The organism is Bacillus sp. R86525 (genome assembly GCF_042466195.1).
Classification (GTDB): Bacteria; Bacillota; Bacilli; order Bacillales; family Bacillaceae_G; genus Bacillus_A; species Bacillus_A nitratireducens.
Genome location: NZ_JAXHPX010000007.1, coordinates 528,575 through 543,694, shown reverse-complemented (window position 1 = coordinate 543,694; position 15,120 = coordinate 528,575). Strand labels below are relative to the sequence as shown.

General features: G+C 34.9%; 17 protein-coding genes and 2 other annotated features (2 of these 19 only partly in view). Of the genes, 8 read left to right on the top strand and 9 right to left on the bottom strand.

All coding sequences use genetic code 11. The annotated features are described in order from the left end of the window. Positions 1-33 (bottom strand) — a binding site (T-box leader) (it extends 204 nt beyond the left edge of the window). A gap of 287 nt (positions 34-320) precedes the next feature. The 3 genes from SJY24_RS05090 to SJY24_RS05080 all read right to left on the bottom strand — a co-directional run bounded on the left by SJY24_RS05090 (position 321) and on the right by SJY24_RS05080 (position 2,508). After that, complete coding sequence (locus SJY24_RS05090) at positions 321-1,283, bottom strand: hypothetical protein (RefSeq protein ID WP_377863952.1); 963 nt, start codon at positions 1,281-1,283, stop codon at positions 321-323. A 129-nt stretch (positions 1,284-1,412) separates the two neighbouring features. Beyond that, complete coding sequence (yidC, locus tag SJY24_RS05085) at positions 1,413-2,195, bottom strand: membrane protein insertase YidC (RefSeq protein WP_377863951.1); 783 nt, start codon at positions 2,193-2,195, stop codon at positions 1,413-1,415. A 28-nt stretch (positions 2,196-2,223) separates the two neighbouring features. Beyond that, complete coding sequence (locus tag SJY24_RS05080; RefSeq protein ID WP_070145382.1) at positions 2,224-2,508, bottom strand: hypothetical protein; 285 nt, start codon at positions 2,506-2,508, stop codon at positions 2,224-2,226. A 275-nt stretch (positions 2,509-2,783) separates the two neighbouring features. On the opposite strand from SJY24_RS05080, the gene SJY24_RS05075 reads away from it, so the two are divergent. Together SJY24_RS05075 and SJY24_RS05070 are read left to right on the top strand one after the other, a co-directional pair. Beyond that, a complete protein-coding gene (locus SJY24_RS05075; RefSeq protein ID WP_377863950.1) occupies positions 2,784-3,677 on the top strand; it encodes a YitT family protein in 894 nt (297 codons plus the stop codon). Positions 3,678-4,019: 342 nt separating this feature from the next. Next, complete coding sequence (locus SJY24_RS05070; protein WP_377863949.1) at positions 4,020-4,406, top strand: DUF3938 domain-containing protein; 387 nt, start codon at positions 4,020-4,022, stop codon at positions 4,404-4,406. A gap of 193 nt (positions 4,407-4,599) precedes the next feature. On the opposite strand, the gene SJY24_RS05065 is transcribed toward SJY24_RS05070, so the two are convergent. From SJY24_RS05065 to SJY24_RS05050, 4 genes are all read right to left on the bottom strand, one after another. Further along, positions 4,600-4,740, bottom strand: a complete 141-nt coding sequence (locus tag SJY24_RS05065; protein ID WP_000404783.1) for a DUF3985 family protein — start codon at positions 4,738-4,740, stop codon at positions 4,600-4,602. 96 nt (positions 4,741-4,836) lie between these two features. Further along, the gene (locus tag SJY24_RS05060; RefSeq protein ID WP_377863948.1) at positions 4,837-5,919 is read right to left on the bottom strand and encodes a M50 family metallopeptidase; all 1,083 of its coding nucleotides are present in this window, start codon (positions 5,917-5,919) and stop codon (positions 4,837-4,839) included. Positions 5,920-5,932: 13 nt separating this feature from the next. Then, positions 5,933-6,640: a DUF3169 family protein gene (locus tag SJY24_RS05055; RefSeq protein WP_377863947.1), complete on the bottom strand. Its 708-nt coding sequence runs from the start codon at positions 6,638-6,640 to the stop codon at positions 5,933-5,935. Continuing rightward, entirely contained in the window at positions 6,624-6,845 is a 222-nt protein-coding gene (locus tag SJY24_RS05050) for a helix-turn-helix transcriptional regulator (protein WP_000776148.1), read from the bottom strand. The genes SJY24_RS05055 and SJY24_RS05050 overlap by 17 nt, the downstream gene beginning before the upstream one ends. 262 nt (positions 6,846-7,107) lie before the next feature. On the opposite strand from SJY24_RS05050, the gene SJY24_RS05045 reads away from it, so the two are divergent. Beyond that, the gene (locus SJY24_RS05045; protein WP_377863946.1) at positions 7,108-7,788 is read left to right on the top strand and encodes a hypothetical protein; all 681 of its coding nucleotides are present in this window, start codon (positions 7,108-7,110) and stop codon (positions 7,786-7,788) included. A gap of 55 nt (positions 7,789-7,843) precedes the next feature. On the opposite strand, the gene SJY24_RS05040 is transcribed toward SJY24_RS05045, so the two are convergent. Continuing rightward, positions 7,844-8,458: a DedA family protein gene (locus SJY24_RS05040; RefSeq protein ID WP_000455363.1), complete on the bottom strand. Its 615-nt coding sequence runs from the start codon at positions 8,456-8,458 to the stop codon at positions 7,844-7,846. Positions 8,459-8,868: 410 nt separating this feature from the next. Here SJY24_RS05040 and SJY24_RS05035 point away from each other — a divergent pair, with 410 nt between their 5' ends. From SJY24_RS05035 to SJY24_RS05015, 5 genes are all read left to right on the top strand, one after another. Continuing rightward, on the top strand, positions 8,869-9,312 hold the full coding sequence (locus tag SJY24_RS05035; protein ID WP_377863945.1) for a DUF3978 family protein: 444 nt from the start codon (positions 8,869-8,871) through the stop codon (positions 9,310-9,312). A gap of 30 nt (positions 9,313-9,342) precedes the next feature. Continuing rightward, the gene (locus tag SJY24_RS05030; protein WP_377863944.1) at positions 9,343-9,804 is read left to right on the top strand and encodes a L,D-transpeptidase; all 462 of its coding nucleotides are present in this window, start codon (positions 9,343-9,345) and stop codon (positions 9,802-9,804) included. A 364-nt stretch (positions 9,805-10,168) separates the two neighbouring features. Further along, positions 10,169-10,834: a response regulator transcription factor gene (locus SJY24_RS05025; RefSeq protein WP_000148832.1), complete on the top strand. Its 666-nt coding sequence runs from the start codon at positions 10,169-10,171 to the stop codon at positions 10,832-10,834. Continuing rightward, on the top strand, positions 10,812-12,251 hold the full coding sequence (locus SJY24_RS05020) for a sensor histidine kinase (protein WP_377863943.1): 1,440 nt from the start codon (positions 10,812-10,814) through the stop codon (positions 12,249-12,251). The genes SJY24_RS05025 and SJY24_RS05020 overlap by 23 nt, the downstream gene beginning before the upstream one ends. 208 nt (positions 12,252-12,459) lie before the next feature. Beyond that, a complete protein-coding gene (locus SJY24_RS05015) occupies positions 12,460-13,362 on the top strand; it encodes an EamA family transporter (protein ID WP_377863942.1) in 903 nt (300 codons plus the stop codon). Positions 13,363-13,403: 41 nt separating this feature from the next. Here SJY24_RS05015 and metG read toward each other — a convergent pair whose 3' ends face one another. Beyond that, complete coding sequence (gene metG, locus SJY24_RS05010) at positions 13,404-15,038, bottom strand: methionine--tRNA ligase (protein ID WP_377863941.1); 1,635 nt, start codon at positions 15,036-15,038, stop codon at positions 13,404-13,406. 50 nt (positions 15,039-15,088) lie between these two features. After that, positions 15,089-15,120 (bottom strand) — a binding site (T-box leader); it runs 239 nt beyond the window's last position.

Genomic DNA, 15,120 nt, shown 5'->3' with positions numbered 1-15,120 from the left:
AAAAATTGATCATGTCCTCATCATCACTTCTTGATGTCGAATTTTGTAGTTATTTCCCATTATATTGAATTGTTAGAAAAAATCAATATATTTTTATATAACATAAGAAATATTTCTCTTCTTATATTATAACAGAAGCTACTTTATTTCTCTAATCTCCTCTTCCACGAACGCCATAAGATCGTAAATGAAATTATATCGATAATTCGACAAAAACGACAACGATTTCACTCTAAATACTAAAAGGAGGCTGTTCCAAAGACAGCCTCCTCGCATACGTACCTTTCGGTTGCCCACACGGAAGATACGACATAGTTCAATTATTTATCTTCATTTTTCATAAAAAATTTATTGTGAGGAAGATCCACATTCAATTCCTCTAATTGTTTCTTTTCATTTTCTAAAATTGCTTTCGCTTTTTCTTTCGTTTGATCATCTAATCCCACAAAGATGTCTTCATGTTTCTCTTTCTCTGAAAGTTTCACACCTAGCTTTGTTAATTCTTCTTTTGCTTGCTCATGAGTTAATTTTCCGGATTTTTCTTGATCAAAAATTGACTTCACTTTTTCTTTTGTTGCTTCATCTAAGTTAGCAAGCATATCTTTACGCTTACCTTTCTCCGGGAATTTCACACCTAGCTTCGTTAATTCCTCTTTTGCTTGCTCGCGTGTTAATTTTCCAGATTTCTCTTGTTCTAAAATCGACTTCGCTTTTTCTTTCGCCTGATCATCTAGTCCTGCAAACATTTCCTTATGCTTACCCTTCTCTGGCAATTTCACACCTAGCTTCGTTAATTCCTCTTGCGCTTGTTCACGTGTTAATTTTCCGGACTTCTCTTGTTCTAAGATTGACTTCGCTTTTTCTTTCGCCTGATCATCTAATCCCGCAAACATATCACCATGCTTACCCTTCTCTGGCAATTTCACGCCTAACTTTGCTAATTCCTCTTGCGCTTGTTCACGTGTTAGATTTCCAGATTTCTCTTGTTCTAAAATCGACTTCGCTTTTTCTTTCGTCGCTTCATCTAGGTTCGCGAACATTTCCTTATGCTTACCCTTCTCTGGCAATTTCACACCTAATCCCTCTAACTGTTTCTTTGTATCATCCATAATCGTTTTTACCTTTTGTTTTGTCGCTTCATCTAAATCCTTCTTCGCAGTTTTTGTAGGTTGCTCAGCCGCCGGAGTATTCGTTGCCGCGAATGCTGGAATACCCGCTCCTCCAATGATTCCAAATGATAAAGCACCTGCAATCGCTAAATACCCAACTGTTTTCTTCTTCATAGGAAATTTCCTCCTTCATATTTCTAAAGCATGTACACTATCGTATACAATGCCTATAGTAATGTTGGTTTCTTAAAATTCCCTTAACGACTTAACAAAAAAACACCGCTCATCCCGAGCGGCGTTGTTCTAAGCTTTTTGTAATTGTAATTCTTCACGTTCCATTATTCTTCTTAATACAATTGTTTGTGTCATTGTAAATAAGTTACCTGTAATCCAATACAACACAAGCCCTGACGGTGCCGCAAATCCCATAAATAGAATCATTGCAGGCATCATAATTTGCTGTATTTTCAGCATTTGAACTTGTTCTCCAGGCGTTACATTTGATTGGAACACCTTCATTTGAATAAATGTTGTTAACGCTGCGATAATCGGTAATATATGATATGGATCTGCATGTCCTAGGTTCACCCATAAAAATGAAGATGTACGAATCTCTTCAGTTCGGCTAATCGCATAATACAAAGCAGAGAAAATCGGCATTTGTATAAAGATTGGCCAGCACCCAGCTAACGGGTTCCAACCGCCTGATTTCATTAGTTCTGACATTTCTTTTTGATACTGCTTTTGTTTTTCAAGATCTTTACCCACATCACCGTATTTCTGTTTCAGCTTCTGTAATTCAGGTTGCATTTTTTTCATTTTCGCTTGGCTACGATATTGTGAAACAGCTAATGGAATCATTGCTGAACGAATAACGAGCGTCATGATAATGATGGCAATCCCAAAGCTAGCTCCAGGTATATGATGAGCAACAAATTGAATCATAAACGAGATTGGATATACAAAATAATGGTTCCAAATTCCCGTACTATGTGAATCGATTGTGCCTGCATTACTGCAGCCAGATAAAACAAAAACAAGTAATAATGATAAACTAATGAGCCTAGCTCGGTATGATTTTAACATGTTCATTCCTCCAATGTTTCGTAATTAATTAGCGAAACATTGGTGTATATGGACCTACCTCGTCACTCTCTCCGCTCGATTCTTGTCTGCGGACAGAACGAATCATTCCATATTTATAAAAAATAGAAAATAGCGGTACATTTCTTGTACCCTCTTCACACGTATCAACTAGTTTAAAAGCTCTCTGTCTACCGCTCGATGCTTGCTGACGTACAAAGCGAGAAACGTTAGCAAGAAAAAAGACTTCTAATAGACAAAGCGCCGTCGTTACAAACGATATATATAGAATTGCATCCTGCAATAAAAATTCCATCGCTTCACATCCTTAATAAAGTCATTTTAGCACATTCCACAAACATTCTCTATTTCCTTTTATTTTCAAAAAAGAATTTTGCATATTTTCTCAAAAAATTATGCTGGAAAACTAATGTATTCGCTTTCTTTAGTATATTCACACATATCTTTGAATAGGTTTAATTTGTTAGAAATTTATAAAATTTTTGCATTATAATAAAACTATTGCCAGTTTTTGAAAAAAGCTTTATTCTCTTCTTGTAATCAAAAATGAATATGGAGATGAAACATACTATGGGTCAACTAGGAGACGCCGATTACGTTCCCGACACCGCCTTTTTATCCTTCCCAGCAGCTAAAACATTTCATTTAGAATTCATCATACAGTTGGTTGTTATTTTTATAGCTTCTATTTTGTATGCAATTTCTATGAATATGTTTTTTATCCCGCATAATATGATTAGCGGTGGATTCGCTGGTGTAGGGATGATTATCGGTTATTTAATGCACTACAATATCGGAGCACTTATCTTTTTACTAAACATTCCGCTTCTTATTTTAAGTCACTTTTACTTAGGTAAGAAGACAACCTTTTTAACGGCATACTTTGTGGCTGTATCATCTTTAGCGATGAACATTATCCCAGTACACCAAGTTTCAGACGATATTTTACTGTCTTCTGTATTCGGTGGTGTCATCTGCGGTGCTGCCTCAGGAATCATATTCCGATTTGCTTCTTCAACAGGTGGTTTTGATGTTGTTGGATTGATTGTAGCGAAACATCGTGATGTTTCAATTGGAGCAATCATCTTTGGATTCAACTTAATCTTACTTGTTGCAGCAGGATTTATTTTCGGATGGGATATTACACTTTATACGTTAATTAGTCGGTTTGTAGTCAGCAAAGTAATTGATGCCGTGCATACAAAACATATTAAATTAACGATAATGACCGTTACAGAAAAAGGTGAGGAAATAAAAAGCTCACTATTACATCACGGCATACGTGGCGTAACAATGGTAGATGCTGTCGGCGGCTATACAAACCATAAGAAAAAAATGATTTACACTGTCGTAACTCGCTACGAGTTGGGCGAAATGAAACGTATTATCCGCCAAGTGGATAATAAAGCATTTATGAACATTACTGAAACAGTTGAAATTGTCGGCCGTTTCAAACGTATATAAAAAAGCGCAAGGAACTACAATTCCTTGCGCTTTTTATTTTTTACACTTATTACAAAATCAGATAATTCTATTATTGTGGCGCTAAATGTGTTATAATAAAAGTAGACTCACAAAAATAGAGTATATAGACTTGGAAGTTTCTCTTCTTTTTACAAGCAAAAAGAAACGAGAAGTCGGGTATATTTCAGACACCATACACGTAACGGTTTAAAAAAACCGATCATCTTAGTTATTCTTCACTGATCTTTTTATAAAAAGATGCGTACAAATAAAATCCACTTCAATATACTATACCTACCTTTTTGACTTCCAAATCATCTTATTACATAGGGAGATGAACATATGAATCAATATATACGATACACACTAGCTGTCCTGTTTGCCATTATCGGCGGTACGATTTGCTTCTGGACAAACACTCAGCTTGGAGAGAATATCATTTTTAATGGAATCGAAACCCTTGTAAGCGCTTCAATTTTAGGCGGATACATTTATTTCCTCTTCAATCCAGAAGAAAATGCTCAAAAAACAATGTTATTAACAATGATCGGAATCGTTGGCGGATGTATTTCCTACTCAATGACAAACTATACATTACCACTCCAATTAAGCTCAGCTTTCTTCCACGGTCTTTGGACTTGGTTCATTGCATTCTGCCTAGCAGACGTATTCAACCTATTACAAGACACTGAAGAAGATAGCAGTCGCCAAATTGAAAGTAACTCTTAAGCTGGAAGATATTCTTCCAGCTTTTTTATTTGTTATCCTTCCCTGTTCATACCCATCATCAAAATAAAAAGAAGTTACCCCACGGCAACTTCTTTTCCACATACCCCACTTAGTATTTATGAAAATATATCAACGATTTTTTCATTATATCGATTTAACGACATCTTTCGATAACCAAAACGCACAACATACCCTATCCCCCAAGCAATTTACTGCCGAACTCTACGATTAAAAAAATAACTAATAGGATCGCGAGTATCTTTAATGCTACATAGGCTACTTTAAAAACAGCATAAATAAGCAAGACTATTAAAATAATCGTTAAAATTTCCATATAGAATTCCTCCAAGCTTTGCTCTTCTTATCTCATTTTACTCGCCCCAGACTGTTTATGGAACGGCATAAGATGACATATAAAAAAGAGGATACCTCACCCATCGTAAGATACCCTCTCCTTCAGCCGCTCAAACCATTCTCTCTCCAGTTGTAAATATCCCAATTCACTCTTCTCAGCGGTCTTCAACTCTTTATCTGCTTTCTTCATATAAATATGGAATGCTTCTATGTCTTGCTCTAAATATTTGATAATTCCTTGTGCGCGGTAATACCCATGTAAGTCTAGCCTTGTAATGGCCTTTGCATGATTCTTCGCTTCTTGCAGAGAAAGACCTTCCTTTTGATACAGTACTCTATATAAAAGATACCAACTATGAAAACTACCAACAAAATATTTATTCTCTTTTGTCACAGGTAACTGCACAATTTTCTCTAAATACACTATCGCCTTTTCCATTCCTTCTTGATCAGCTCGGGCATAAAAGACAAGCATAAGTCCACTCATTATCTCGCTTATACTTTTATCCTCTTTTATTTTTTCTTCACTAATTTCTACTAATCTCTCATCCCAATCTTTCGGCCTTTTGTAGCTTAATAATTCACTCGATACTTGAATATTGTATAAATGCTCTCTAGCCCTTTCATCATCTTTAATTAAAATGAGAAATTGCATACCATCACTTAATAGCGTTCCCCTTAATGGAATTGCTGTTGCGACAAAGATTGCAAGATGTAACACAGAAAAGTATAAAAACATGTGGTAATAACTCACCATATATATGTAACCTGATACAATACCAAATACTAAACTCGTTAATGGTCCGCTTAAAGTCATCCAGGCCCATTTTTTTGAGAGGTTCGGTGTGTGTGGGGAAGGCGGCACTAACATTGCAACGCCACCAACATACATCCATATTTTATTTTCTCGAATTCGTATTTTCCCCTTTTCTTTTTGAACAGTAATAGGTCCTACTGTCATAAACTTAAATTTCAAACCACCCATCAAACCGAATATTACATGCCCTAATTCATGAATAGCTAACACAAGCAATGCAATCCCGAAAAAGGCCCATATTTCTATAATTTGCTGTACTTTTTCTATTCGAATGACTCCGTATAAAGCGGAGCAAACGAAGGCAACGAACATTGAAAAAGCAGGTCTTTTTAAAATGTCCACCGTTTTTCTCCCCTTAATAAATCATTTTTCTATGCATTTCGTACATATATGTTCCAACATGTAAAACCCAAACAAATGAAATCATAATGACCATAAAGAAGTCTTTTCCATCTAAAATTGCATACGCAATCGCCACCAACCACGCACAAGCAAGTGTCATATTTGTATATTGATATGCCTTATATCCCGCTTCATGAACAATTTGCTTTTGCCCTTCATCTGCATTCTTTGCCCACATTTCCATTGACTGAGAATACGTAACACTCTGTTCTGGATATAGAGCGTTATACCTTTTCCTCATTACAGATCCTAACCAAGTTATAGCAATAAAGCACACTGTAGATACCACAATACTTACACTAACAAAGAGCAAGTTCCCCTCACTTGTATACGTTCTATAAAAAGCGATAACTGAGCAAACAAACCATGATGGAATAACAATTTCCATTACTCGAAAATAAATAAGCGCTATCCCTAATCTTCGTCCCTTAACATTTTCTTCTTCATCTTTCGTTTGTGCGAGCGCTCTTGTACGCTTCCAAATATAATATATAATCGCTACCCCAAATACACTCATCATAGCAACGCTAATAACAGGAGGTATTTTGCTAGTCCTCTCTGTTGCAATATCTCCTACTGCATACCCTATAAACCCACCAAAAATTGCTCCTACTAACAACTTCAATATAGCCGTCATTTTCCCCTTATCCTTCATCTCCATCTTCCCCCTCCACTAACATAAATATCTCCTCCACCGGCGCTCCAAAAATTTGTGCGATTTTTAGCGATAACACAATAGATGGCGCATAATCCCCACGCTCAATTAAACTAATGGTTTGCCGTGATGAGCCAATCGCTTTACCTAACTCACCTTGTGATAAACGATGCTTTGCTCGAAATTCTCTCACCCGATTTTGAAGCTTCATATTTTACCTCTTTTTCTTTTATTTAATTAGAATTGTAAATAATATCCTGTTAAATGTCAATTATCATTGTCATTTTGACGCAGATACATGTCAAAAATACGTATATATTATACTAGATATAACGTATATAATAATTTTTAAGAACTACATAATTGAGGTGTCTCATGGATAAAAAAACGGTCTTTCCTTACGCTCTTATTAAATTTTCAGCGGCCTGTTCTCTCTTTTTTCTTTTTTATTATTTTTCTTTATAGGAAGTGATATGAACTTCTTTAAAACTTCCGCATTCTTAACTGGATTTTTATATAATTTTTGGTTTTACCTTCTTTTCTTCTACGCGATGTTATGCTCGCTTGTAATTGACAAATTAAGTTCAAAACATAATAGCACGCCAAGAAAAGTTTTGCTTTATATTCTATCTGGTTACTTATTCTTTCTTCCATTTCATATATACAATGGAGGAGATATTATTCTAACTTTCATAATTGGATCCGTAGGGGCAATTTGTTCACTTTTCTTTTATTTATGTACATGTATAGCAAATAAATCAAAATGGTTTCGATATGCGACCGCTATTATCATTCCTATTTTATTCATCGTAATATGCTCTATTGATTTTACAAAAAAAGAAAACTGGGTTGAGCACAGTACAAAAAATGCATTCGAGGCGAAATTCTCGTATTTTAACGGCACACATAAAATACCCGTTTATGTAAAAAAAGGAGAAACACTTGAAGTTAACGTAAACTTCCTTATTACTGAAAATAGCGCCTATCAAGGTTATAGCACTTACTTTTCTAGCGAATTTAATAAGTATGAACCCCTTTCCGAACTAAATGACGATACGTATGAACTTTCCCCTAGTAAAACGGGAATATATTATATAGTAGTGACCGGTTACGGTATCAAGGGAAAGATAAAAGCAAACTGGAAAATAAAATAAAAAAGGCAGTGCTTTTGCACTACCTCCTAAAATCTGACATAGAATGGATTCCATATTAACTTGCGTTTTGTAAAAATACTCGTTTTAGTTGCTTGCGGAAACGAACGCTTAACGTAATTGCTACAATGACAATGGCTCCGAAAATGATTTTGCCGATATGATCTTCCAATAATCCGAAAATATCATGTAAGTTACCACCTAACCAGTATCCACCGATTAAGAAGAATGATACCCAGAATAAAGCACCTGAATAAATTGTAATCGCAAAACGGCGAAACGGTAAGTTAATGATACCTGCAAAGTATCCTGTAAAATGACGTACTCCAGGAATGAAGAAACCGATAAAGATAAGGAAATATCCATATTTATCGAACCACATTCTCGTTAAATCAATTTTTCTTTGTGTTAAGAATACATACTTCCCATACTTTTGAACAAAAGGCATACCAAGCTTATTCCCTAAAAAGTATTGAATCGTCATTCCTACACTTGTCCCAATAAAGGATAGGATAATTAAAATAGGTAAACTTAGATCACCCTTCTGTGCTAAAAATCCCGCATATGCTAATGTTGGCTCTCCCGGAAACGGAAGCGCAATATATTCTAACAGCAAGCCTACAAGCACTACATAATACCCGTATTGCTGAAATAATTCATGAACCCATTCCATGTCATCTCTCCTTTCAATCACGTACAACTTCTTACTATTATTGTATAAAAAAATTGTCGAAATAACTATCACAATAGCTTACATTTTTATTACATTTTTGTAAGGCTCACACTAAAGTTTTTTGTTCTCTATTTACTTATATCTATTAGCATTTAAAAACAAACTAACAACTATATCACGCGGAAAAATCCATTAATATACATTTTTTATCCGGTTTTTAACACTAAAAAACATATTATTTTGTTCTCTATAAAAAACCACCACAAACTCATACGAACTTCATATTAGCTTCATATACGTATTGTAAGATTATATCGGAATTTGTTGAAAAATTTAGCTAATATATGACTAAACATTAAATTGAATAAATATAAGTCGCTTTTCGAAATTGAAAAAAGGGTGAATAAGAAATGGAAGCTTATAAAATGCACGATTTTATTAATACGAATGTTGAATCTCATCAAAATGAAACTGTTTTTAATTTACAAATATGTGAAACAAATGAATTTGAAGTAAGTTTAACAAAATCTACAATGCTGTCTTTTATCGTTTCAAAAAAGAACATTAAGATCGTCACGAGAAAATGGGTTAATTCAAATCAAGAAAGCATGATTGGCAAAAGCTACATCATTCCAACGAAAGCTTTTCACTATTTCTTACCGATTATTTCTGAAACTGAAGATGAACTAAATATTCAAGTTCAAAGTTTTGGACTACATGGTGAGCTTTTATTAAATGAAAGATTACTTGTTGATAAAAACAACAAATGCAATACAAAGATTACTACATTCTTTGAAACATTAGATGAAAATGTCAATCAAGCATTACGAGGATTACAAATTCATTGTATGTAAGATTACTACAATAAGTAAAAGGAGAATATAATGAAAAAACTATTATTAAGTACGCTATTATCATTAGGATTTTTAACTCTTCCATTCACTACTGCAGAAGCAGCTACAACAAAAGATCAGCTTATCGTAAACACACAAATAAATAAAATGGATTATTATCAAGATGGAAAATTCATAAAAAGTTTCACTGTCGCTACTGGAAAAGCAGCAACACCAACACCTAAGGGTACTTTTCAAATCGTAAATAAAATTAAAAACCGTCCTTACTATACAGGAAAAATTAAAGGCGGCGATCCACGTAATCCACTTGGGGACCGCTGGCTCGGATTAAATATGGCAGGAACTTACGGAACAACGTATGCGATTCATGGAACTAACAATAATCAAGCAATCGGGAAAGCAACAACACTTGGTTGTATTCGTATGTATAACAATGATATTCACTGGTTATTTGAGCGCATTCAGCAGCAAGCCACTGTCACTGTAAATTAACCTAAGAACAAGATTTACGTGTAGCCAAGAATTTTATGTCTTGGCTTATTTTATTTATTCATTTACAGTAGCAAAACAACTGTATTTACATATATAATAAAAATAGATTGCACTCAACATCATCGTAACATTGATAAACATGGATATTAAAATTATACAGTTATAATATTTTATAAATTTTACAATACATACTATAATAGAACTACTGTAATTCTGAACTATTCAGTGAAACTAAACAATCCCCTTGCTACTTTTCATTACTATTTTATAGCGGGGGCTTATTATATGTATAAACAATCTGAGTCATCCAAAAAATGACAAATTCGAATATTGCAGTAAAAAGCGTTATTTAGGAGGTGTTACTATGACGCATATACTGGTGATTGAAGACAACCCAGATATACAAGAACTTATTCGTGAATTTCTAATGGCACAAAACTTTACTGTTGATGTAGTTGGTGCTGGAACAGAAGGCATTCTTCTTTTCCAAAAAAATTCATACGATCTCGTCCTCCTCGATGTAATGTTACCAGATATAGATGGCTATAGTATTTGTAAAATTATGCGAGGACAATCTGATGTACCAATCATTATGTTAACAGGCTTACATAATGAAGAAAGTGAAATTAAAGGATTTGAGCTAGGTATTGATGACTATATTACAAAACCATTCCATTACACCGTATTTATAAAACGTGTAGAAGCTGTATTAAGAAGGGCAGCAACGAAGGAAGCAGAAGCTGCAACTATACTACAATTCCATGAATTGATGTTAAATTCTACAGCGTATGCCGCTTATGTTCATGGTAATCAAATTGAATTGACTACAAAAGAATTTGAAATTATATATACTTTACTGCAAAATCGAGGGAAAGTACTATCAAGAAGTGATTTGTTGAATAAGGTATGGGGCTATGAACATTATGGTGATGTGAGAGTTATAGATACACATATTAAAAACTTACGAAAAAAATTAGAAATTCCTTATATTAAAACGGTGAAAGGCATTGGCTACAAAATCGAATCGTAGCAAAGACAACATCACCAAAAATATATTCATCAAAACCTTATTATTTTGTATTTTGTTATCACTTTGTCTTTATCAAATTATTTATTTTCTAGCCTCAAATTACGATAAAGATCGTTTGACAGCGTCTGGAACGCAAACTGCGGAACAAGCGGAATCAGACAAACAAAACGAACAAAGTAAAACAAAGCAAAATAAAGCTGTGTCAGAGAGTAGCATCTCTAATTTTCAATCTTCTCAAATAGACATGAAAACTCTCTCTACGGCCATCAATCATCTTTTGCAGCCTAGCCAAACTGCAAAAGCAAAAGAACATGCACAAAATATTCCGGGGAAAAGTAACACAACGGCTTCACTTACAGAAGCGGAAAAGCAAGTTACTAACAATGATGCCTTACATACACAAAATGCAGCAAGTAAAGCAAATGATACAAATGATATTCCAAAGTTAACAGATGTGTTGCAGCAATTAGCTCCAAATATTGGTGCAACAATGCTTGCATTATCTCTGCTCGGTTCTTTAATTTATGCCAAACTAATTGCCAAACCTTTTCAATATATGAGTGATACTTTAAAAGATATTATAAATCTGGACTTTTCAGATAAACGATCACCTAACAAAAATACAGATCAAACAGATTTCAATTTGCAAGTAGCGGCTTCACAAGTCCCAACTATTGTGAAGAATCTACATGAAACAAATAAAGATTTACGAAATGAGCTCAAGAAAGAACAACAATTAGAACAATCCCGTAAAGAATTTATGTCCATGATATCCCATGAATTAAAAACACCAATCGCAGCCGTCATGGGACAACTCGATGGCATGATTCACGGAATTGGCGCTTATAAAGATAGAGATAAATATTTAAAACGTTCATATGAGATGATGCAAGATATTAACATATTAACGGAAAAAGTGTCAGAATTATCCAAACTACAAACCCCTCAATTTAAACCAAATTTAAAAGTTATCTCATTGACTAATATTATTGAGGACGTTATAAAGAAAGTAGATTATTTTGTATCTGTAAAACAATTAAATGTTCAATCTAACATTAAACAAGATGTAAAAATTTTAGCTGATCCTAAATTTATTCAAACTGCTATTTTTAATATTATTTCAAATGCAATTCACTATACAATCGATCATCAACATGTATATATAAAGCTTTATGAAAAACCGAACGGTTACGCATTAGAGGTTTTAAATACAGGTTCACAAATAGATGAGGACAAACTCGCTCATCTATTTGAGCCATTCTATCGCGCAAATCCTGACAAACATGGCTTAGTACAAGGTAGTGGTCTTGGGTTATATATTGTAAAACAAATATTAGATAAACATCAGTTTCCTTATGGAATACAAAACACACCTCAAGGTGTAAAATGCTCAATTGTCTTTCCAAAAGCAATGTAAACTACTACTATAATTTCATACCCCAAACTCATACTTCGTATGAGTGGCGGAATTTTGTAGAGCCTCTTACTCTGTTTCGTTCGCCCGTTGTCCTTATTAGGATAACGGGCGTTTTTTATTTATCCCGATTGGTGCGGGCTAATAATCAGTGAAGGATGAACAAAACCCCCACTGATTACAGTTTCACTTTATATAAGGAGGGTTTCTCATGGAGAAATTTAAGTATTCATTATTAGTTTTATTCGGCGCTTGTAGCTACGGCGTACTTTCAACTATTTTTAAACTCGGATTCATCGACGGATTTTCAGCACACCAACTACTAGGAGGACAATATGTCTTCGGGTGGATTGGCCTACTTTTACTCGTCCTTTTCTTTTCACGTCATAAAGTATCAAAAAAACAATTCTTTTCGTTACTAACAGTCGGCACAACAATGAGTATGACAGGTATTTTCTATGCTATTTCGGTAGAAGAACTGCCAGCCTCTATCGCTGTCGTTTTACTCTTTCAGTTCACTTGGATTGGTGTAGTCATCGAAGCGATTGCCAACCGAACATTCCCAAGCCGTGAAAAAGTCATATCTATTATTATTTTGTTTACTGGTACATTGTTTGCTGGTGGAGTATTTGAAGGACTTGGACAAAATTTTTCGACGAAAGGTATTATCTTCGGGCTATTAGCTGCCGTCTCTTTCTCATTCTATGTATTTGCAAGCGGACGCGTCGCTACAGATGTTCCGCCTTATACGAAAAGCTTTCTTATGACAACGAGTGCTACTCTTATTGTATGTTTATTTTTCCCGCCTACCTTTTTAACGGACGGTACTTTACAAGCAGGTCTATGGAAATATGCTTTCTTCCTTGGACTGTTCGGGGTTATTGTACCTGTCATTTGTTTTTCAATTGGCGTACCGAAAGTCGGAATAGGACTTGGCACTATTTTAGGTGCAGCTGAATTACCAACGGCCATTATCGCTTCTATTACACTTGTACATGAAGTTGTAACGCTTATGCAGTGGATTGGAATTATATTTATATTGTTTGGGATTTTCACACCTCAGCTGCTTACGTATAGAAAAGAAAAAAAACATAATAATGTGCATAGTGCATAATAAAAGACCTTTCATTTTATTTGAAAGGTCTTTTCCCTATCTCACTTTACCGCTCCATATAACTTCTCTACCTCATGTTCAATTTGTTTTATATCGATTCGCTCAAATAATGGCTGCGCATTATCAATTCGGTTTGGCAATGTATTTTGAGGTTCCCAATTTACTGTAACACTCGATAATGTATTTCTAACTCTTTCACTTGAAAACGGTAAAAATGGTTCCAGCAGTTGTGCAAAGTTTGCTATCAGGTAAACACAATTATAAATCGTTTCTTCACATGAAGCTGGGGCATCTTCTCTTTGTTTCCAAGGCCGCTGTTCATCAAAGTATTTATTTGCAAAACGTACTGCATCAAATATTGTCTCTAATGCCACCTTAAATTTTGCTTGCTCAATCAATCCCCCTACATTTTTATATAATCCTTCTATCTTCTCCTTCAGCTCTACATTAATAATTCCCTTCGGCACAATGCCATCATAATACTTTTCAATGAACTTCAATGTCCGATTCACAAAGTTCCCATATGCACCTAATAGTTCACTATTATGACTGTAAATGAATTCCCGCCATGAAAAATCAGTATCACGATTTTCTGGTGCATTTACTGTTAAAAAGTAACGAATAGAATCTGGATTGTAGCGTTCTAATATGTCAGGCACCCATACTGCCCAGTTTTTACTTGTAGATAATTTTCTTTTTTCAACTGTTAAATATTCATTCGAAACGATATGACTTGGAATTGCTCCTTCTCCTATTCCAAACAATACCGCTGGCCAAATGATGGAATGAAACGGAATATTATCCTTTCCGTGCACATAATATGTTTTCGCTTCTCTATCCCAAAACTCTTGATCAGCTTTCCCTGTTTCTTCAGCCCAATGTTTACTTGCTGAATAGTACCCTGTCACCGCTTCAATCCATACGTAAACTTTCTTATCTTCATATCCTGCCACCGGAATTGGTACCCCAATTGGTAAATCACGTGACACTGCCCTATCTTGTAATCCTTCCTTTAAATATCTCTCTGTTAATTGAATTGCATTGTCGCGCCATGTTCCTTTCTGCTTTGCAATTTCTACGATCTCTTTAATTTGCTGCTGAAATTTATCCAATGCAAAATAGAAATGCTCTGTTTCCTGTACTGATGGCGTACTACCACATAACTTACACTTCTTTTCTAACAAATCGAGTGGATCTAAGATGGCAGAACAAGCATCGCATTGATCTCCTCTTGCTGCTTCATGACAATGCGGACAAATACCTTCTACATATCGATCCGGTAAAAATTGCGTACACGTTTCGCAATAAGCTTGTTCAACTACTTTTTTATAAATATAACCTTCTTCTAATAAACGTAAAAAAACTTTTTGAACCGTTTCATGATGGTGCTCGCTATCTGTACGTGTATAGCAATCATAAGTAAAACCAAGGCTACGAAAACATCGCTCAAACTCTTCGTGATACTTATCAGCAATTTCTTTCACCGTCACACCTTCTTGTTTTGCTCTAATTGCAATCGGTGTTCCATTACAATCACTTCCTGAAACATACAACACACGCTCACCTTTCGCCCTGTAATAACGTGCTAAAATATCCCCTGGTAACAAACTAGCAATGTGTCCAAGGTGTAACGAACCATTTGCATACGGCCAAGCGCCTCCAATAAAAATACTCATCTTATATTCCTCCTTTAAAATATAAAAAGCCCCGCCCTTATCTTAAAAAAGATAAGGGCGGGGCTGTATAAACAGTCGCGGT

Excerpts from the sequence above, each read along its gene's own strand:
- SJY24_RS05055 (WP_377863947.1), bottom strand. The coding sequence starts at position 6,640 with ATGGAGATGAAGGATAAGGGGAAAATGACGGCTATATTGAAGTTGTTA.
- SJY24_RS05080 (WP_070145382.1), bottom strand. The coding sequence starts at position 2,508 with ATGGAATTTTTATTGCAGGATGCAATTCTATATATATCGTTTGTAACG.
- SJY24_RS05050 (WP_000776148.1), bottom strand. The coding sequence starts at position 6,845 with ATGAAGCTTCAAAATCGGGTGAGAGAATTTCGAGCAAAGCATCGTTTA.
- SJY24_RS05070 (WP_377863949.1), top strand. The coding sequence starts at position 4,020 with ATGAATCAATATATACGATACACACTAGCTGTCCTGTTTGCCATTATC.
- metG (WP_377863941.1), bottom strand. The coding sequence starts at position 15,038 with ATGAGTATTTTTATTGGAGGCGCTTGGCCGTATGCAAATGGTTCGTTA.
- SJY24_RS05090 (WP_377863952.1), bottom strand. The coding sequence starts at position 1,283 with ATGAAGAAGAAAACAGTTGGGTATTTAGCGATTGCAGGTGCTTTATCA.
- SJY24_RS05025 (WP_000148832.1), top strand. The coding sequence starts at position 10,169 with ATGACGCATATACTGGTGATTGAAGACAACCCAGATATACAAGAACTT.
- SJY24_RS05015 (WP_377863942.1), top strand. The coding sequence starts at position 12,460 with ATGGAGAAATTTAAGTATTCATTATTAGTTTTATTCGGCGCTTGTAGC.
- yidC (WP_377863951.1), bottom strand. The coding sequence starts at position 2,195 with ATGTTAAAATCATACCGAGCTAGGCTCATTAGTTTATCATTATTACTT.
- SJY24_RS05035 (WP_377863945.1), top strand. The coding sequence starts at position 8,869 with ATGGAAGCTTATAAAATGCACGATTTTATTAATACGAATGTTGAATCT.
- SJY24_RS05065 (WP_000404783.1), bottom strand. The coding sequence starts at position 4,740 with ATGGAAATTTTAACGATTATTTTAATAGTCTTGCTTATTTATGCTGTT.
- SJY24_RS05045 (WP_377863946.1), top strand. The coding sequence starts at position 7,108 with ATGAACTTCTTTAAAACTTCCGCATTCTTAACTGGATTTTTATATAAT.
- SJY24_RS05075 (WP_377863950.1), top strand. The coding sequence starts at position 2,784 with ATGGGTCAACTAGGAGACGCCGATTACGTTCCCGACACCGCCTTTTTA.
- SJY24_RS05040 (WP_000455363.1), bottom strand. The coding sequence starts at position 8,458 with ATGGAATGGGTTCATGAATTATTTCAGCAATACGGGTATTATGTAGTG.
- SJY24_RS05030 (WP_377863944.1), top strand. The coding sequence starts at position 9,343 with ATGAAAAAACTATTATTAAGTACGCTATTATCATTAGGATTTTTAACT.